This is a genomic window from Corynebacterium haematomassiliense, assembly GCF_013978595.1.
Lineage (GTDB): Bacteria > Actinomycetota > Actinomycetes > Mycobacteriales > Mycobacteriaceae > Corynebacterium > Corynebacterium lehmanniae.
Window position 1 is genome coordinate 51,653 of sequence record NZ_JACDTZ010000001.1, and the last position, 18,982, is coordinate 70,634.

Here is an 18,982-nt window from a genome sequence, read left to right on the forward strand (position 1 = left end):
TCATCTGCTTCTCCAATCTAGGAATGAAGGGTAGGTTACCCTTAGTTGCAGATTGAGAATATAGGTAAGCCTAACCTTTAATCAATCACCCAAAAGGTTGATCCGCTTCGGGCGCCCGCGTGGTGTGGATACGGTTTTGTCGCCGGGGATCCAGAACCGCCACGGGGCGTCTTTGTTTTTGGAGATCCCGATGCGCGGTCCTGCGACCCATTCGGGTTCGGTGTCGCGTGGGGTGAGGTGAACGGGGGTGCCGTTGTCGCCTAACCCCAGTCCGAGCGCTTGGCCGAGGTTGCCTGGCCCGCGTGCGAGGTTTTCAAACGGGATTATGGCACGGTCGGGGCGTTGTCGCCGCTTGCGGGCGAGTGCTTCGCCGGCGATGATTTCGCCGCCGCGCATGAGGCAGCCTTGGCCGACGCCTTCGGGTGCGCAGACGATGTTGCTGTTGTGGTGGATGCCGTAGGAGAGGTAGACGTAGAGCCTGCCGGGTGGGCCGAACATGGCGGCGTTGCGGGCGGTTTTGCCGTTGTGGGTGTGGGCGGCGGGGTCGTCGTCGCCGAGGTATGCCTCGACTTCGGTCAGGCGCACGGTTACCCCGTTGTGGGTGATGAGGCACCCCAGCAACTGCGGTGCGACGACGTCGGCGGGTTGGGTGAAGTCGATCATTTCAGCCATTGCGCAAGCTTATCGACGACCGCCTCGTCCCCGTTTGACCCAATCACCTCGTCCGCGATCGCTTTGAGGTCGGGGTGTGCGTTTTCCATGGCGACGGCGTAGCCGGCGGCGCGAAGCATGCCGTAGTCGTTGAGGAAGTCGCCGAATGCTGAGGTCTGTGCAAGGGGGATACCCAGCGTGTCGGCGAGCGCTTCGAGTGCGTGTCCTTTGTCGGCGTCTGGGTGCATGATGTCTAGCCAGTGTTTGCCGCTGACTACAGCGCGCAGCTCGGGGGCGTGTTCGCGGACCCAGGGCAGGGCGTCGCGTTCGGCGTCGGTTTCGACGTAGAGGGCGATTTTGATCACGGGGGTGGGGTGGTCGCCGAGTGCTGCCAGTGTTGTGCGGGAGGCGTAGTACTTGTCTACCTCGGCGTCGATGGCCGGTGGCAGCGGGAGGGTGGCGGCCACTTCTGGTGCACAGATGACGGTGTGGGCGGGAAATGGTGCGTCGGGAAGCGCTGCGATGAGGTTGCGGGCAGCATCCAGGGGTAGGGCGGTGGTGGAGACCACCTCGCCGCCGTGCACCACCACCGCGCCGTTTTCCGCGATGAAGGTGTCGCACTCCGGGAACATCCGCTGCAGGGAGGCCAGCTGCCGCCCGGACGCCGGCGCGAGGGTCACCCCGCGGGAGCGCGCGCTCTCCAGCAGCGGCCAAAACGCGTCCGGCACGCGCCCGTCGCCGTCGAGGAGCGTGCCGTCCATGTCCAACGCAATCAACCGAGGTGTCCGCATTGCCCCCACACTACCGGTGTGATGTGGAACACTGGGGAAGCATGACCGATCTGATCAAGACTGAAGTACGCGACACCACCGGTGTGATCACCCTCGACCGCCCGAAGGCACTGAACTCGTTGAGCCCCGAGATGGCCCGCGCCATCGACGCGACGTTGAAGCAGTGGCGCGACGACGACGCCATCGAGCAGGTGGTCGTCCAATCCTCCGGCAAGCACTTCTGCTCCGGCGGCGACGTGCGCGCCGCCCGCGACGGCATCCTCGAGGGCCGCGGCGACGAGGTCGACGCGTTTTTCGCCGACGAGTACGCGATGAACCTGGACATTGCGAACTACCCCAAGCCGTACATCGCGCTGTGCAATGGGGTGATCATGGGCGGCGGCATGGGCATCTCCGCCCACGGCTCGCACATGGTGGTCACGGAAGATGCCTTCGCATCCATGCCGGAGATGAACATCGGCTTCGTCACCGACGTCGGGATGTCCTGGCTGCTGCAGAATCTGCCGAAGCACCCGTCGCTGGCGCTGGGGAAGTTCCTCGCGCTGACGGGTTACCGGCTCACCCCCGACGACATGCTGGCCACCGGCCTGGCCACGCACAAGGTGGCCACGCTGGACGGGGTGCTCGACGGCATCGTCGCCGAGGGGCCCGGCTACCTCGACTCGGTCGCGGTTGAGCCGGGGGAGTCGCAGCTGCTTTCGCTTCTCGACGACATCGAGCCCACGTTCCAGGGCTCATGGGCTGAGATTCAGGGCAAGTTGGACGGGGAGTTGGCGGAGCTCGTCGCAAAGCTGACGGCGAAAGCCTCCCCGTCGTCCCTGGTCGCCGCCGCCGAGCTGTTCGCCGCCAACGCCTCGCAGGACCTCGCCGGGGCGCTGGACAACGAGCGTCGCTTGGGTGCCATGATGACCCGCGAACCAGACTTCGCAGAGGGGGTACGCGCGGTGCTCGTGGACAAAGACCAGTCCCCGAACTTCGCGCCGCAGCCAGAACCCGGCAAGTACCGGGACATTTTGCGCTAAGCGCTGCGCAATCGCGGGGGTGCAGCACCCGCACGCGGCCCCCGGACGCTACAGTAAGGGGGCGATTACGGGCGAAGAAATTGCCCCCGATTCCCACATGCAAAAGGAGCGACGTTGACCGAAACGACCAACCCCCGCGACGACTGGAACCACAAGCTCACCCTCGCGCAGGAGATGCTGCCGCTGATCAGCCGCCTGCACCGCGAGCACAACGCGGCGACCTCGGTCTACGGCCGCCTGCTGGTGGGTGTCACCGACATCGACATCATTAAGGCGCACCGCTACGCGCGCCGCATCGACGAAAAGGAGCTCGCGCTCGACGAGACGCTGCCGATCCTGCGCGAGCTCGTGGAGATGGACCTCGGCACCGCCTCCATCGACCTGGGCCGCCTGGCCAAGGAGTACAAGCACTCCGACGAGAAGGACCTGCGCTCCTTCCTCGACCGTGAGCTCGCCGACGTCATCGGCACCTCCTCCGAGCTCGAGGCCCGCGACGTCGTGCTCTACGGCTTCGGCCGCATCGGCCGCCTGCTCGCCCGCATCCTCATTGCCCGCGAGGCGATGTACGGCGGCGTGCGCCTGCGCGCGGTGGTGGTGCGCAAGAAGGGCGACATCGACATCATCAAGCGCGCGTCGCTTCTGCGCCGCGACTCCGTGCACGGCCCGTTCAACGGCACCATCACCGTGGACGAGGAGAAGGAAATCATCTGGGCCAACGGCACCCCGATCCAAATGATCTACGCTAACGACCCGGCAGAGATCGACTACACCGCCTACGGCATCGACAACGCCATCGTGGTGGACAACACCGGCGCATGGCGCGACCGCGACGGCCTGTCCAAGCACCTCGAGTCTAAGGGCGTGGATCGCGTCTTGCTCACCGCGCCGGGCAAGGGCGACATCCCGAACATCGTCTACGGCATCAACGAGGACATGATCGGCGAGGAGCGCGTCCTGTCCGCCGCGTCCTGCACCACCAACGGCATCACCCCGGTGCTGAAGGTGATCAACGACCGCTACGGCGTCAAGCACGGCCACGTCGAGACCGTCCACTCCTACACCAACGACCAGAACCTCGCGGACAACTTCCACAAGGGCAACCGCCGCGGCCGCGCCGCCGGTTTGAACATGGTGCTCACCGAGACCGGTGCCGCCAAGGCCGTGTCCAAGGCGCTTCCGGAGTTCGAGGGCAAGCTCACCGGCAACGCCATCCGCGTGCCCACCCCGGACGTGTCCATGGCCGTGCTGAACCTGGACCTGGAAAAGGACGTGGAGAAGGACGAGGTGAACAACTTCCTGCGCCGCGTGTCCACCCACTCCAACCTGCGTCAGCAGATCGACTACATCAACTCCCCGGAGGTCGTCTCCACCGATCTGCTCGGCACCACCCACGCGTCTGTGGTGGACGGCCTGGCCACCATCGCCTCCGGCAACCACCTCGTGCTCTACGTCTGGTACGACAACGAGTACGGCTACTCCCACCAGGTGGTCCGCGTCGTCGAGGACATCGCGGGCGTGCGTCCGCGCGTGTTCCCGGAGCGCAAGGACCCGGCTGAGATCCAGTAACTAGCATCATGTACCGCAAAATCGCAGCCCTAGCCAGCTTGTTCGCGCTGGCCGGCTGCGGCGCGCATGGCACCGAGCTGGGGCTTGAAGACGCCGCGCTGGCTGGCGACTTCACCGTCGCGGACGTGGCAGGGCCGGACGTGGAGCGGGCCTACGTGTTCTGCCCGTACACGGACAAGGCCGAAGCGCAGCGCCTCGGCTTCGACTCGGACAGCGTGCCCGGCATCGACGACAGCTCCCAGGCCTGGGAGACCGCCTCCGGCATCGGCGTGATCGCCGGGGGCCGCGCGGAGATCGAGTGGTTTGACCCGCGCGCGGTCGACGCCTGCGGGCCGGGGGTGGAGCCGTACCAGGAGATCGACCCGGCGGCGCCGGTGCACACGGCGACGGAATCCCGCGAGTTCGCGGACGGCGAGACCGCCGAGGTCACCGTCCTGCGGTTCGAATAACCTCGTCGTAGTAGCCCAGCACCGTCTCGGTGGAGGCGCGCCACGTCCAGCGCTCGGCCTCGGTGCGCCCGGCGGCGGACATGCGCTCGCGCAGCTGCGGCTGCGCCAAAATACGCTCGATCGGGTCGGCCCACGCTGTGTCGGGAGCCTCCGGGTCAACCAGCACGCCGGTTTCACCGTCCGCCACCACAAACGGCAGCCCGCCAGCCTTCGCCGCCACCACCGGCACGCCCGATGCGAACGCCTCCAACGCGGCAAAACCCAACGTCTCCGTGGTGGAGGGAAACAGCAGCACATCGCCGGATGCGTAGGCTGCGCTCAGGTCCGCGCCGGACAAGTATCCGGTGAAGGTGGCCCAGGCGGGCGGGTTGGCGCGGAGCTCGTCGTAAAGCGGGCCCTCGCCCACAAACGCCAGGCGCGCGTTCGGGATGCGCTTGCGCACCTCTTCGACGATGGGGATACAGCGGTCCACGGATTTCTCCGCCGAGATGCGGCCGACGAAGATGACCAGGGGGTCGTCCGGATGGCCGTCGGAAAGCACACTGCGCATCTCGCGGGTGCGCGCGGCGGGGGTGAAGCTTGCCGTATCCACCGCCTTCGGCCACAGCCGCACGTTGGAAATGCCGTAGTCGGCCGCCTTGTCCATCATCGGGCCCGAGGTGACCAGGTTCAGCCCCGCGCGGCCGTGGAAGGTGCGCAGCCCCCACTCGGCGATCGGCTTCACCCACGGAATCCCCAGCTTGAGGCAGTACTCCGGCACGTCCGTGTGAAACGACGCGATGACCGGGAAGCGGCGCGCCACCACCAGCGTGGACCAGCCCGCAGTCCAAATTGGGTTCACCGCGTGCACGATGTCCGGGTTGAACTCGCGAAGCCGCCGGTAGGTTTTCGGACCCAGCATGCCGTGCTTGACCTCCGGGTACACTTTCAGGCTGTGCGAGCGGATCGGCACCACCTCGAAGCCCGCGTACTCGGCGGGCGGGTTGCCGGGCGCGAGGATGAGTACTTCGTGGCCCAGCTCGGCCAGTTGGTCCAGGTGTCGGGTGGTGCGGGTGACCACGCCGTCGATTTTGGGCAGGAAAACCTCGGTGAGTAGCGCGATGCGCATCTACTTCTCGCCCTGCGGCACGCCGGCGGACTGCGCGGCGGTCCACAGCGAGCGCGCCGGGATCTTCGAGCGGTCCGCGCGGTCAGCGTACTTCTTCGCCACCTCCTCGACCTCCACGAGCAGGCCTTCTTCCAGCTTCGTCGGCTCCAACCCCAGGTCTAGGAATGCGTCGTTGACCACGTGGAGTTCGTTTTCGGCGGATTCCTTGCGCGGGTTCGGCACCATCTGCACCTCCGCGTTCGCAATCTTTGCGACGAGCTCCGCCAAATCCCGCACCCTGTGCGTCTCCGTCATCTGGTTGAAAATCTTCACGCGCTCACCGCGCGCCGGCGGGTTCTCCACCGCCAGCTGAATGCAGCGCGCCATGTCGCGGATGTGGATGAACGCACGCGTCTGCCCGCCGGTGCCGTGCACGGTCAGCGGGTAGCCGATCGCTGCCTGCATGAGGAAGCGGTTGAGCACGGTGCCGTAGTCGCCGTCGTAGTCGAAGCGGTTGATCAGGCGCTCGTCGCGAAGCGTCTGCGGGGTGTGGGTGCCCCAGATGATGCCCTGGTGCAGGTCCGTGATCCGCAGCTCGTCGTTCTTGGCGTAGTAGGCGAACAGGTGCTGGTCCAGCACCTTGGTCATGTGGTAGACCGAGCCCGGGTTCGTCGGGTAGAGGATCTGCTGCTCCACAATGCCGTTGTCGCCCGTGTCCACCTGCACGTCCAGGTAGCCCTCCGGGATTTTCATGCCGGCGGTGCCGTAGCCGTACACACCCATGGTGCCCAAGTGCACGACGTGGATGTCCTGACCGGATTCCACGATCGCGGCGAGCAGGTTGTGGGTGGCGTTGACGTTGTTGTCCACGGTGTAACGCTTGTTGCGCGAGGACTTCATGGAGTACGGCGCGGCGCGCTGCTCGGCGAAGTGGATCACGGTGTCCGGCTGGAATTCCTTCAGGAACGCCAACAGTGCGTCGTAGTCGTGGGCGACGTCAATGTTTTCGAAGTCGATCTGCTTGCCGGAGGCTTCCAGCCACGCGGCCAGGCGCTCGTCGATAGTCGCGATCGGCGTCAGCGACTCCGCGCCGAGCTCGCCGTCGATGCGGCGGCGCGACAGGTTGTCCACGATCGTGACCTCGTGCCCGAGGTCTGAAAGGTGCAGGGACGCGGGCCAGCCACAGAATCCGTCGCCGCCCAGAACTGCAATTTTCACTAATTCTCGCCTTTCTTTACGCACATTTCCGCACACGTTACCGCTGTCCGGGAACCTTTGCTGGGCGAACCCGAGTGCCCGCACCCCCGGCGCATTTTAATTTGGGAAGGGCATACAAATAAGTGGTAGCGTTCCCTGTGTTTTAGCGGTGTCGAAGCATTGAAAAAGTTGGGAGCAGCATGTCCCGTCAGCTCAGTTCTGATCGTGCGCACGTCAAGCGCATTACCGCGGCGGCGACGGTGCTGGCGCTCGCCGGCGGGGCCGCCACGGTGCCGCTCGGCCCGGCGCTCCCGGTGGCGCACGCGCAGGTCGCCCCGGTTCCGCAGGAGGGCCTGAGCCACGGCGCGGTGCGCCAGACGTTCGGGGTGAACCCGGACTGGGAGGCCTCGGTCTTCTTCTCCGACGCGATGACGGTGGGCACCGTCGCGGTGGACTTCGTGCCGCAGAAAACAGGCCAGAGTGCCTTGGAGCGACCCGAGCAGGCACCGAAGGACGACCCGGTGTTCAACGTCATCCCGGAGACGGCGACGTACACGGTGAAGCACTACAAGCAGGTCAACCGTAGGACCGTCGAGGCCGCAACGTACGAAGTGACCGGCCGCAGGAGCCAGGCCGAAACACCGAGCGGCAACTGGGCCATCCGCATCGCGTACGACTTGCCGGACGTCGCCGTCGAAAAGAACGACCGCCTCGCCCTGTTCGCCACCGGCATGGGGGCGAAGTACCCGAAGCCGCTCGCTGGCGGCGACATCCGCTTCACCATGCCACGCATCAACTCCGGGTTCGGCGGCACAATCCGGGTGCACAACCCCGATGCCGAGAAGGTGGAGACGCCGAAGCTGCTGCTGCAGCAAGGCACGACGACCACCGACGTGCCGGTTGCCGAGGACGGCACCTACGAACTGACCATCAACGGCGCGTCGGGCACCTACACCGCCAAGGTGGTTCCGCCGGCAGGTTTCGCCTCGCCGGAGCCGAGGACGTGGGATGTAGCCAGCGGCGCGCCGGACCGCGACTTCGATGTCTACCCGATCACTGTGAGTGGCAGGCTTCTCGACGCCTCCGGTGACCCCGTGCAAGGCGCCACCGTGGCGATCGCCGGCCGCAACGCCATCACGGATCAGGACGGCAACTTCACCGTGACCAAGGTCCCGGTGGGCACGTACGACTTGGTGTTCGGCGGGACCACAACAACCGAGACGAAAACGGTCAAAGGTGTTGTGGTGAGCGACCAGCGCGACAACTGGATCGGCGAGCAGCGGGTCAATGAAAAGCCGCAGTTCGGCACCGTGTCCGGCAAGGTGGTGGACCCGTCAGGCAAAGGTGTCGCGAAGGTGACGGTGACGGCTGGTGGGAAGTCTGCGACGACCTCTGCCGACGGCACCTACTCGATCGCTGGGGTGCCGGCTGGTTCGGTGACGGTCGAGGTAGATGCCCGCACGGTTCCGAGCGGCTATTCCGTGTCTGCCGCGCAGCAGAAGGAGCTGACGACAGCTGGCCTGTCCGGCGTGGACTTCAAAACCACACGTGACACGGGCACCGTGTCCGGCAAGGTGGTCGACCCGTCAGGCAAAGGTGTCGCGAATGTGACGGTGCAGGCAGGAAGCGAGTCGGCTCAAACCTCTGCGGACGGCACCTACTCGATTCCTGGGGTGCCGACCGGTTTGACCACCATCAAGGTCACCGTGGTACCAACCAAGTACCTCATTCCCGCGGCGCGACAGGAAAACGTGGCGGTCGGCGGTGTTTCGGGCGTGAATTTCCCACTCGCGCTGAAGCCGACGCCGACGCCGAAACCGACGTCCACAACACCGAAACCGACCACGTCGAAACCGACCACGTCGAAACCAACCCCGTCGCCCACCACGCCGAAGCTGACGACCGCGAAGCCGAAGCCGACCACGCCCAAGCCGTCGCCGACGACATCAAAACCAACGCCGACGCCCACACCCACGACGACGGCCCCGAAACCGACGCCGAAACCAACCCCCACTCCAACCCCGAAACCGACGACGACTCAGCCGCCGGCGCCGACGGTCGGCTCCGTGTCCGGCAAGGTCACTGACGCTGCCGGCAAGGTGGTGCCGGGCGCGACTGTGACGGCTCGCGACGCAGATGGCAAGGAGTACACCGTCCAAGTCGCCAAGGACGGGACTTTCCAGCTCAACAACCTGCCGCCGGGAAACTACACCGTCACCGTCGGCGTGCCTAAAGGCCACGTTGCGCCGCCGCCCGCCAACGTGACGGTGAAGGCGGGGCAGACCGTCAGGCTGCCCGGGTTCGTGGTCAACCCTGAAAAGCCGAAGGCGCGGTTCGATTGGGACCGTGTGGTGGTCAAGCCCGGTGAAACCCAGGTCAGCGCGCCGAAGCGTTCCGGCGACACCACTTCCGCACCGAGTTTCCGCACGACCGGTGTCACAAAGGTCAGCCCCGACGGCAAGACCACACAGATCCCCGCCGAGGACCGCTGGATTTCGGTGGAGAAGGACGGGACGGTCGTCGCCCGCCCGCCGCGCAACGCCGCGCCGGGCGAGTACCGCGTGGAGGCCAAGGACGCCGCGGGTCAGACGCATACCATCACCGTCGAGGTGGCGCAGCCTGCGCCGATGGCGAAGCAGCACGAGGTGCGGTTCCCGCTGATCCCGGTGCCGGCGGGGTCGACCCGCCAGGCAGGCCGCCCGCGCGCGCGAGTCACTGACGGCCCATTCGTCTACCAAGACCGCCGCGTTCCTGAGGGCGCGCGTTTCGACGTCGACCCGGCGTTCGCCAGCTGGGTGCGCGCTGACGACAACGGCCGTCTCACGTTCACCCCGCCGCGAGACGCCAAGCCCGGCATCCGCACGATCCCGGTGAAGGTGACTTTCCCCGACAACTCCGCCCGCACCTACAACGCGGAGGTGGAGATCGGGGATCCGCTGCTCGCCCTGACCACCGAGCTCGGCTACGAGGAGGGCCTGTCCGTGCGCCCCGGCGAGGGCGTCACCGTGCTGCGCACCGGTGCCACCGCGCTGCCGGAGGGCACGACCTTCAAGGTAGCGAGGGCGTCACCGTGCTGCGCACCGGTGCCACCGCGCTGCCGGAGGGCACGACCTTCAAGGTCGACCGTTCCACGCCGCTGGACGGCTGGGTCGCGATGGTGGACGCGCACTCCGGGGATCTGCGCTTGTTCGCCCCGAAGCAGGGCAGTGACGTGGAGGTTCCGGTGATCGCGTACTTCGCGGACGGGTCGTCGACAGAGCTCACCGCGGGCGTTCGCTTATCGACGAGCTCCGCCCTATCCAACAAACATTCCCCCTCGTACGCCGACGTTTCCGCCGCCCCCGGCGGGACCGCGACGGTGGGGCTGACCGGTTCCGTGCCGTCTGGCACCACGTTCGTGGTCGTGGATGGTGGGGGACTGCGCAACGTGGACGTCGATAGGCAAACTGGCTCGCTGAAGATCCAGCTGGCCCCGGACGCGCAGCGCGACACCCCGTACACGGTGACGGTGCGCGTGCGCTACGCCGACGGCAGCACCGAGGAGATCGCCGCGAAGGTCACGGCCGTCTCGGACGCGGTGCGGTTTAGCCCGCAGGTCGCCGGCGGCGATGGCGCGTCGGTGCGCACCGGCCTGCCGCGCGGCGCGAAACTCGTCGACTTCGACCACACCGGGTGGGATGTCGCCTTCGACTCCGCCACCGGCGAGCTGACCGCAACGCCGAACAGCGACGTGCCCGCGGGCACCGTGCTGAAGGTGCCGGTCAAGGCGACATTCCCGGACGGCTCCACGAAGATTGTGGAGTACCCGGTCACGGCCACCGCCGCGCCGGAAACGAAGCCGCAGCAGGGCTCGTCGGCATCCGCCGGGTGGATCGCGGTGGTCCTCGGCGCGCTGGTGGCCATCGCGGGCGTCGGCTACGCGGCGTTTCTCAACCAAGACGCCATCAGGGCGCAACTGAAGCAGTTCGGATTCTAGAAAGGGACACCGGCATGAACGTAATGAAGAAAACGATGGCAGTGTCCCTCTGCGCTGCCCTGGCCGTCACCGCGGCACCTGTGGCGGACGCGAAAGTCACGCTCGGCGCCACCCAGCCGGACGCGACCGTGAACCACTCGAACGCCTCCACGCCGTTCATCAACGGCTACATCACCCCGCGCGGTGAGGGCCGGTTCGACTACTCGCACCCTGCGTCGCAGGCAGACAACCACCAGTTCGACACCTCCATGGCAGTCCGCGCAGGCGGAGCCCTGGTGGACCCCGGCCTGCACGCCAAGCCGGAGGTGACCACCGAGGGCTCCGCCGACGTGCTCACTTACACCCAGCAGCACAACAACTTCCTCATCACCCGCACCTACCGCATCGACGGCGGACGCGTCGACGCCACCGTGACCGTGAAAAACACCGGCCGAGCGAACGGCGAAGTGGGCATCGACCTGGCCAACGCCCTGCCGTCGTCCGCGGGTATCACGGCGAAGCGCAACGGCAGCCGCGTGACCGTCCAGCCGAAGTCCGGCGGCTACATCACCGACGTGCGCTTCACCGCGCCGGACGCGGTAGCGACGGGCGAAACCAAAGCGGCGGCACTCGCGGGAGCGAACAACGGTGCCCAGCACCAGGCCGCGAGGTGGGAGCGCACGGTGGCCCCGGGGGCGTCGATAAGCGCGGGCATGTCTGTGAGCATCACAACCCAAGATTCGGCGCTGGACAGCGACGGCGACGGGCTGCGCGACTCCTGGGAAGCCGAGGGGCTCAGGCTTGCCGACGGCACGTACCTGCCCATCCAACGCTGGGGCGCAGACCCCGACCGCAAAGACCTGTTCCTGCAGGTCAACTGGATGAAATCCGAGTGGGAGACCATCGGCTGCGACCGCACCGAACGCTTCGCCGCCACCCTGGAAGATTTCGCCGAATTCGCCGCCTGCGCCACCGCGAACACGAAGAGCTACGCACCGAACCCGTCGCTGCTCAAAGAACTGGAAGACCTCTTCGACGACCACGGCATCAACCTCCACATCGACGCGGGCAAGTCCTACGTCAGCGAATCCATGGCAAGCATGACCGCCGCCGAACGCAAAGGCGGCGACACGGAGCCGTACACCGCCGAATACTTCGGCGGGCTCGACGACGACGGACGCACCGCCAAGCTGGAAGAGCAGGCAGACAGACTCCTCGGCGCGCGCCGGTCGGTGTTCCGCTCGGCGCTCATCGGCACCCGCTTCGACGAGAGCGACAAGAAGAACGTCACCGGCCTCGGCCAGGTCAACGGATCCACCTTCTTCATCTCCGGGGACGTGACCAACAGCGACGAGCTGTTGCGCAACACCATCCTCCACGAGTTCGGCCACACGCTGGGCCTTATGCACTGGGGGCGTGAAACCCGCGGCAATACCGCCCAGCGCCCAGTGCGCTTCGTGGACACCAAAGACCCGTCGATGGAGTTCGACCGCCCCGGCTACGACTGGCTGGGCGCCTACAAGTCCACCATGAGCTACGCCCACCAGTTCTCCACGTTCGGATTCTCCGACCAGGAAGTGCGCACCACCGAGGCGATCCCCAACGCCGAGGACAAGTCCCGCTACAAGCCCAAGGACGACAACTTCAACTACGCCATCCCGTCGGATTGGGACAACCTGCTGTTCAAAACCGAGTTCATCGGCAAGGGCGTGCACGACTACGACCACACCGCCGACGCCCCCGAGGTCCTCGCGGACGAGGAACGCGCCGTGGTCGACGAGCTGATCTCCGCAGCCGCCGCCACCGGCAATAACGACGGCAAGGTCGGCTTCAGCCTCGCCCGCAACCTGAACAACGACAACGGCATCATCACCCAGGCCGACACCAACATCATCAAGGGCGAGCTGCGCAACCTCGGCTCCACCGACGACACGTTCACCGTCGTCGCGGACTACGGCGTCGGCGAGTTCAGAGGCAACTACTTCGCCAAAGGCGACTCGAACTACATCACGCCCGTGGACATCGAAGTCTCCCCGGCTGCGTTCATCGACAACCCGGTCGTGCCGCTGCACATCACCGTGTCCAACTCCGAGGGCGCCCGGGTCTTCGACGACACGTTCAACGTCTCCGCGCTCGAATACTCCCGCGCCGAGATGGACAAGGTGCTCAAGGAGGTCCTCGCCTCCAACGCGGACGAGAAACTGAAGGCGTTCGCCCGCAACCGCCTCAAGGCCGCTCCGTCCGAGACCCCGACTACCACCGCGAAGCCGGCGCAGGTGCCGGGGAAGGCGGAGCCGTCGCCAAGCGAGAAGCCCTCCGGCAGCTCCGAGTCGCCGCTGGGGATCATCATCGGTGTGCTGCTGGGCCTCGTCGGCCTGGGCGCGGCCGGGTTCGGTTGGGCGCACAGCCAAGGTCTGATCTAGGACGCGCGCTCGCCCCACCACTGCTCGAGGTACTCCAGCGCCTGGTCGATGGCGTGGTGGGTGTCCACCGCCTCCATCGACGGCAGGCCCTCGGAGCGGAACTGCGGTCCCAGGTCCTTGAACGGGCTGATCGTGCGCTCTTCGCGCATGGCCGTGTGGATGGACTCCAGGATGTCGTTGAGCCTGCGCGCCACGATTTTCTTCTGTGCGCGGTTGAAGGTGGGTGGGGCGAACGGGTTGTCGTCGATGAGCATGTGCCCTGAAAGCTTGCCCACGCGCGGGTCGAACGCGAATACCGCGACCGGGAACGTGAAATCGGCGTTCATGTTTGGGCGGAACTCGATGCAAAACGTGGTGTAGAGCGCGTTGTCCTGCGAGTCCTGCAGCATCGCCACCGTGGCGGTAGTCATGTCCTCCGCCTGGAACGACGCGCGGCGCTTCAGCGCGAACGCGGGGTCTTGCGGGTCCACGATTTTCACGGTCTTGTCGTCGAGCGCGACGAGGATGCGGCCGAGCTCGGCGACCACGTTCGCGGCGTCTTCGGGCGAGTACCACTCGGGCGCCTGCGGGCTGCCGGGCTGCAGCATCGCCAGTTCAACCTCGTGGGAGTCGATGTCGTGCACGATCACGGCGACGCGCAGGCCGGTGTCGATGACGTAGTCGGCGTCTAAGTGGCGGGCGATGTCTTCGTCGAAGTACGGGTCGTCCTGCTCGAGCCCGAGGCCGTCGGCGAGGTCCGCAGCCTCTTCGTCGTAGGTGTCCAGGTAGTACAGCTCGTAGGTATCAAATCGCATGGGTCCCCCCTAGGTTTCATGCGGCAGCCCCCTGCTGCCGCCTATCGATGACACTAAAGTCCGCCACCTGCCCGCGCAAGAGATCCCGTGCTCATGAAAATGCGCACTGGCGATGGAACCGGTGCGAGCAATATGGTTGCGCGTATGGATGAGCAAGCGAAGTTGGAGCGGGTCTATAGCTACCCGTTCGGCGACATTTACCGCAACTACCTGGCCAAAGTGGAGCGAAAGGGCCACAGCCGCGACGAGCTGGATGACGTGCTCTGCTGGTTCACCGGGCTTGCGCCAGGCGAGCTGAAGGCGGCGGCGGAGTCGGATAAGACGCTGCGTGACTTCTTCGACGCGACCACGCTCAACGCGAACGCCGAGTTGATCACCGGGAAGGTGTGTGGCGTGCGCGTCGAGGAGGTCGAGCAGGAGCTCATGCGCAAGATCCGCCAGATGGACCTGCTTGTCGACGAGCTGGCCCGCGGCAAGAAGGTCACCAGCATCAAGCGCGGCTAGCGCATGTCGCGCAGCACCTCGAATGCGCGTCGGACCAGCGCGCGGCCGTGGTCAGGTGTGCGCGGCTCCGGCTGCATCAGGTAGTGCTTCACCGCGGTGGCGCCGGCGATGCCGTAGGCGTTGAGGAGCACTTCGGCATCGAACTGCGTGGCGCCAGGGGTCCGGGCCCGGATACACGCGACGAGCGGCTCCGCCATCTCCCGCATGGTCTCCTCCGCGGGTGGGGTGCTGGACTCAGCCCGGGCACGGTCGCTGAGAAGGACCAGGGTGGAGGCGGAGTAGAGCTCAAATCCGTCCTCCTCGAGTGCGTCGGTGATGATCGCCTCGACGGCTTCGGCAGCTGAGAGTTGCTCCGGCAGAGCCACGATCTGCTCGGCGATGGTAGCGAATACTTTGCGCAGGAACTCCTCCAGCGCTTCGTCGATGTCTGCGAAATAATTGTGGAAGGTCCGCGGGGACACGCCCGCACGCTCGGAGACCCGCACGACCGTTGCGGCGGCCGTGCCTTCTTCCAGCACCAGCGCCGCGGTCGCCTCCGAGATGGCGCGCCGAGTCGCGGCCTTCTTCTCCTCGAGCAGACTCATAGCTACACCGTAACCGGCTCAGCGCTCGGAGTTTCCTTGTTGTGCAGCTTCTCGCCCTCGATATCCAGATTCGGCAGCGCCTTGTCCAGCCAGCCGGGGATCTTCCAGGCGCGATTGTCCAGAATGTACATCGTGGCCGGGATCAGGGTCATGCGGACCACGAAGGCGTCGATAAGCACACCCGCGGCGAGCGCGAAGCCCATGGCCTTGATGAACGGCTCGTCGATGAGCACGAACGCCGCGAACACCGAGATCATGATCAGCGCGGCTGCGGTGACCACGCGCGCGCCGTGCTTGTATCCGTTGGCCACCGCGTTGCCGGCGGTCTTGCCGCGGGAGACGTAACCCTCGCGCATGCGGGTGACCAGGAAGACTTGGTAGTCCATGGCCAAGCCGAAGGTCAGGCCGATGAGCATGATGGGCAGGAAGGACAGCAACGGCTGCGGGTCCTCGATGAGCCCGAACATGCCTTCCTGGAAGATGGCGACGGTCACGCCGAATGTTGCGGCCATGGACAGGCCGAAGCCGAGCGCGGCGATCAGCGGGACCCAGATAGAACGGAACACCAGCATCAGCACGATGAACGCAAGCCCCAGGACGATGGCGATGTAGGGCACCAGCACGTCGGAAAGCATCTGCGAGATGTCGTCGAAGATCGGAGTGATGCCGGTGATGCCGAACGTGGCGCCGGTTTCCTCCTCGAATGGCTGCTTGAACTTGCGCAGGCGCTCCAAGGTGTCGGTCGTGGCCTGGTCGGTCGCGCCCGAGTCCGGCGTGATCAGGATTTGGGCGGCGTCGAAGTTGTCCGTGGTTTGCACGATCTGCGCGTTGACTACGCCTTCGGTACCGGAGAAATCCTGTAGGAGCGTCTGGTAGGCGCCCATGCGGTCCTGCTCAGCGACGTCGGCGGTGTCCACGTACGCGATCATGGGGGCGTTGCGGCCGTGGCCGAAGGCGTCGTCGATAAGCTCGTACGCTTCGCGCTGCGGGGAGCCGAGCTTCGCGGTGCCGTCGGTCGGCATGGCCAGGCGCAGGTTGGCGGCGGGGATAGCGAGGATGCTCAGCAGCAGCACACCGGCGATGAGGTTCAGCCAGGGGCGCTTACGGATCTGGCGGGCCCAGAGCAGGCCCATGGTCGGTTTTTCGTCCTCCGGGTCCGGCACCTTCGGGCCGGGGATGCGGATTGCGAACGCGCGGGTGCCCAAAAGACCGAGCAGCGACGGCAGGAACGTCAGCGCCACAAGGACCGCGATGGCGACGGTGGCCGCGGCGGCCAGCGCCATCGTGGTGAGGAACGGGATGCGGATGATCGACAAGGCGGCCAACGCGATGAGCACCGTCGTGCCCGCGAAGACGACGGAACCGCCCGCGGTGCCCAGCGCCATACCCATGGCGTGAGCGCGCTGGTCCTTGGGCATTTTCTTCAGCTCTTGCGCCAACTCCTTTGGCGACAAGTCGTTGAGGCCAGAGGACGAGATCAGCTCGTTGCGAAAGCGCGCGACGATGAACAGGGAGTAGTCGATGCCCACGGCAAGTCCGATCATGGACGCCAGCGTCGGAGTCATGTCGGAGATCGAGTCGGTGAACAGGGTGCCCAGCTGCACGCCGAGGATGCCCACGCCCACGCCAATGACAGCGGCGATCAGCGGCAGGCCGGCGGCTACCAGGGAGCCGAAGGTGACGAGCAGCACGATCGCGGCGACCGCCATGCCGATCAGCTCGGAGGTGCCGTCCATCTCGCCGGCGCCGCTGAACGCGTTGCCGTTGTACTTGACGGTGAGAGCGGAGTCGTCGTAACGCTCGAGAATGCTTTTGACCTCATCGAGGGTCTCAGGCGGGATATCCATGATGTTGTCGTCGGTGAACGTGACGCTCACGGTGCCGGTGGTTTCGTCCGGGCTCAGTGGCGACAGCGCGGCGAGGTCCGCCTCAATTTGCTCCTGGGGCATACCCTGGGCCGCCTTAGCTTCGCTCATCTGCTTGGCCATGCCGCCGGCGGCGAGGACCGGGTTGACAATCGCGTCTGGCTCGCGGAAATAGCCGGTGGCCTTGAGCTCGTCGAGCATTGCGTCGACCTCGGCCATCACCTCCGGGTCCTTAAGCGTCTTGCCTTCCGGCGCCTTGACCACGACGGTGCCGGAGGGCACGCTCATCGCGTCCTCGTCGGTGCCGAAGCGCTCGTTCATCTCCTCTTGCGTGACGGTGGAGTCCATGTCAGGCATGGAAAATGTCGGGCTGGGGGATTTTGCAAAGTTCACGGCGCCGAAGCCGAGGGCGCCCAAAAGGATCAGCCAAACGGCCAAAAACGGCCAGGCTTTTTTGTACGACCAGCTGCCGAGCCGGTAGAGGAATTCAGACATGTTGCACACGGTACGCAAAGTTGCGCAGTGTGTGCAACATTTGCGGTAGGGGTGCTAATCCCAGCCGGTGTCGCGCGTGCTGCGCTGGTTGAGGTGGTGGCCCATGTGGGGGATGACAAAGTTGAGCAGACCCCGGCGAGGGGAGTAGATCAGCTCACGGTCGATGAGCTTCTGCCGTACCATGGACATTTGCTGTACGCGTTTTCCCAGGTGGTGCGCGATGGCAGCGCTTGGCACCGCCTGTTGGTCCTCCTGTACTTCGGCCATCGCTTCGAGGTATTCGAGCTCGGCGGCGGGCAGGTGCAGCAGCGCTGGTTCGTGGACCAAGTCGCCCAGTGTTTTCAACACGTCTGGGGTCACTGCCGCGAGGTCGTCGTGGGAGACGGGCTGGCCCCGGCGGCTCGCACGCTCGAACAGGTGGTAGCCGAGGAGCTGGATTAAAAAGGGGTAGCCGCGTGTCAGTGCCGCGGCGTCCGTGAGTACCCCGTCGGGGATCTCGACGTCACCTTGCGCCGCGGTATCCCTCAGCACCGAAAGCGTCTCTGATGGCGTCATTGGGGCGAGCACGGCGTGCTGGGCGCGGCGCAGAAACGTGGTGCCCGGGTGTTGTAGTAGCGACTCCACGCCGTCAGGTAATCCGGCGGCGGCGAAGGCGATGTCGCGCCCGTCCCGGCGCAGATCCTGCACCGCGGCCGTGAGTTGCCACAGCTCTTTCGCGTTGACACTTTGGACTTCGTCCAGGGTGATCAGTACGCCGGATTCGGGCGGCAGCTCGTCGCAAAGAGTGTTCAGTGAACCGATCAAGGAGGGGGCCGGCTTGTCACCCGGGGCGGCGGTGGTTGAAAACCCGCCGATGCCGGAGACCGTCACGCCCGTGATGCGTCGCCGCTCTGGGTCCTGCTGTCGCACCGTGGCGAGCGCCTGCGGGATCACGGTGGCAACCAGCGGTTCGACCAGCTCGTACGGCTGAGCGCGTAGCACGATCCAGCCATGGCCGGCGGCTTCGTCTTCGAGCTCGTTGAGCGCGACCGTCTTGCCGATGCCACGCGGCCCCGAGAGAAGCAGGGTTCGCCTCGGGTCGCCGGGTCCGCCGTCCAGGCCGGCGCCGAAGCTGCGTGTGAGGCTGTCGTCGCCTCCGAGCACGACGGGTGAAACGCCGAACGTGGGGATGAAGGGATTACGCATCCGTGCCTCCTTGAGTCTTTATACTCTTTATACACGGGGATGTCTTTATACTCTTTATACTCCCGGTTCGTCGGCGATTTTCAAGGCCACGGCACGGGCGGGAAACGCTCGGTGAGACGTTGCTGCGTCACAGCAGTACGGAAACGCCGCGCACGACCGAATCCCACAGGCCGACCACCGAAAAGCTGAGGTCGCGTAGCGAAGCCTGCCAGGACTGTGGAAGGAAGTTGTTGGTGATGTCGGTGGTCAGCATGATGCGCAGATCCTCCGCGCCGTGGTGCATGTTGTAGTTCAGCTGCGAGCTCAGATTCATGGCAGCGATGCTACGCCCGCCAACGGCTAACCGTACGAACATCACATTTTGCAGGATTTATAGGAGTGACTAGCGTCAGGTATATAACAACCGAATCAAGG

Annotated in this window: 15 protein-coding genes and 1 pseudogene; 7 read left to right on the plus strand and 9 right to left on the minus strand. The window is 65.7% G+C overall.

Features of this window, described 5'->3' with window-relative positions; all coding sequences use genetic code 11:
- Positions 1 to 81: 81 nt before the first annotated feature.
- Together H0193_RS00290 and H0193_RS00295 are read right to left on the minus strand one after the other, a co-directional pair.
- Positions 82 to 663 (minus strand): DNA-3-methyladenine glycosylase, encoded by a 582-nt coding sequence (locus tag H0193_RS00290; protein ID WP_070472746.1) that lies wholly within the window; start codon positions 661 to 663, stop codon positions 82 to 84.
- Positions 660 to 1,442, minus strand: coding sequence for an HAD family hydrolase (locus tag H0193_RS00295; protein WP_181888048.1), 783 nt, complete (start codon positions 1,440 to 1,442; stop codon positions 660 to 662). The genes H0193_RS00290 and H0193_RS00295 overlap by 4 nt, the downstream gene beginning before the upstream one ends.
- Before the next feature lie 41 nt (positions 1,443 to 1,483).
- Between H0193_RS00295 and H0193_RS00300 the strand changes: the two genes are divergently transcribed.
- The 3 genes from H0193_RS00300 (at position 1,484) to H0193_RS00310 (ending at position 4,479) form a co-directional block, all read left to right on the plus strand.
- Positions 1,484 to 2,464 (plus strand): 3-hydroxyisobutyryl-CoA hydrolase, encoded by a 981-nt coding sequence (locus tag H0193_RS00300; protein WP_181888049.1) that lies wholly within the window; start codon positions 1,484 to 1,486, stop codon positions 2,462 to 2,464.
- A 174-nt stretch (positions 2,465 to 2,638) separates the two neighbouring features.
- Entirely contained in the window at positions 2,639 to 4,030 is a 1,392-nt protein-coding gene (locus H0193_RS00305) for a glyceraldehyde-3-phosphate dehydrogenase (protein ID WP_181889542.1), read from the plus strand.
- Positions 4,031 to 4,038: 8 nt separating this feature from the next.
- On the plus strand, positions 4,039 to 4,479 hold the full coding sequence (locus tag H0193_RS00310) for a hypothetical protein (RefSeq protein WP_181888050.1): 441 nt from the start codon (positions 4,039 to 4,041) through the stop codon (positions 4,477 to 4,479).
- Here the strand turns inward: H0193_RS00310 and H0193_RS00315 are convergent.
- Together H0193_RS00315 and H0193_RS00320 are read right to left on the minus strand one after the other, a co-directional pair.
- Complete coding sequence (locus H0193_RS00315; RefSeq protein ID WP_181888051.1) at positions 4,457 to 5,587, minus strand: glycosyltransferase family 4 protein; 1,131 nt, start codon at positions 5,585 to 5,587, stop codon at positions 4,457 to 4,459. The genes H0193_RS00310 and H0193_RS00315 overlap by 23 nt on opposite strands.
- Entirely contained in the window at positions 5,588 to 6,784 is a 1,197-nt protein-coding gene (locus H0193_RS00320; RefSeq protein WP_181888052.1) for an NAD-dependent epimerase/dehydratase family protein, read from the minus strand.
- Positions 6,785 to 7,545: 761 nt separating this feature from the next.
- Here H0193_RS00320 and H0193_RS12540 point away from each other — a divergent pair.
- From H0193_RS12540 to H0193_RS00330, 3 genes and pseudogenes are all read left to right on the plus strand, one after another.
- A pseudogene (locus H0193_RS12540) lies at positions 7,546 to 9,462 on the plus strand (carboxypeptidase-like regulatory domain-containing protein); the annotation flags it as partial.
- A 371-nt stretch (positions 9,463 to 9,833) separates the two neighbouring features.
- A complete protein-coding gene (locus H0193_RS12170; RefSeq protein ID WP_202032074.1) occupies positions 9,834 to 10,739 on the plus strand; it encodes a Rib/alpha-like domain-containing protein in 906 nt (301 codons plus the stop codon).
- Positions 10,740 to 10,753: 14 nt separating this feature from the next.
- Positions 10,754 to 13,141 (plus strand): zinc metalloprotease, encoded by a 2,388-nt coding sequence (locus H0193_RS00330; RefSeq protein WP_181888054.1) that lies wholly within the window; start codon positions 10,754 to 10,756, stop codon positions 13,139 to 13,141.
- On the opposite strand, the gene H0193_RS00335 is transcribed toward H0193_RS00330, so the two are convergent.
- The gene (locus H0193_RS00335; protein ID WP_181888055.1) at positions 13,138 to 13,935 is read right to left on the minus strand and encodes a hypothetical protein; all 798 of its coding nucleotides are present in this window, start codon (positions 13,933 to 13,935) and stop codon (positions 13,138 to 13,140) included. The two genes, H0193_RS00330 and H0193_RS00335, sit on opposite strands and share 4 nt — an antisense overlap.
- A gap of 144 nt (positions 13,936 to 14,079) precedes the next feature.
- Between H0193_RS00335 and H0193_RS00340 the strand changes: the two genes are divergently transcribed.
- On the plus strand, positions 14,080 to 14,439 hold the full coding sequence (locus H0193_RS00340) for a DUF2200 family protein (RefSeq protein ID WP_181888056.1): 360 nt from the start codon (positions 14,080 to 14,082) through the stop codon (positions 14,437 to 14,439).
- Here the strand turns inward: H0193_RS00340 and H0193_RS00345 are convergent.
- From H0193_RS00345 to H0193_RS00360, 4 genes are all read right to left on the minus strand, one after another.
- Positions 14,436 to 15,023, minus strand: coding sequence for a TetR/AcrR family transcriptional regulator (locus tag H0193_RS00345; protein WP_181888057.1), 588 nt, complete (start codon positions 15,021 to 15,023; stop codon positions 14,436 to 14,438). The genes H0193_RS00340 and H0193_RS00345 overlap by 4 nt on opposite strands.
- Before the next feature lie 2 nt (positions 15,024 to 15,025).
- Positions 15,026 to 17,383, minus strand: a complete 2,358-nt coding sequence (locus H0193_RS00350; protein WP_181888058.1) for an MMPL family transporter — start codon at positions 17,381 to 17,383, stop codon at positions 15,026 to 15,028.
- Between the two features lie 54 nt (positions 17,384 to 17,437).
- Positions 17,438 to 18,568 (minus strand): ATP-binding protein, encoded by a 1,131-nt coding sequence (locus H0193_RS00355; RefSeq protein ID WP_181888059.1) that lies wholly within the window; start codon positions 18,566 to 18,568, stop codon positions 17,438 to 17,440.
- A 127-nt stretch (positions 18,569 to 18,695) separates the two neighbouring features.
- Positions 18,696 to 18,881 (minus strand): hypothetical protein, encoded by a 186-nt coding sequence (locus H0193_RS00360; RefSeq protein WP_181888060.1) that lies wholly within the window; start codon positions 18,879 to 18,881, stop codon positions 18,696 to 18,698.
- Between the last annotated feature and the right edge of the window lie 101 nt (positions 18,882 to 18,982).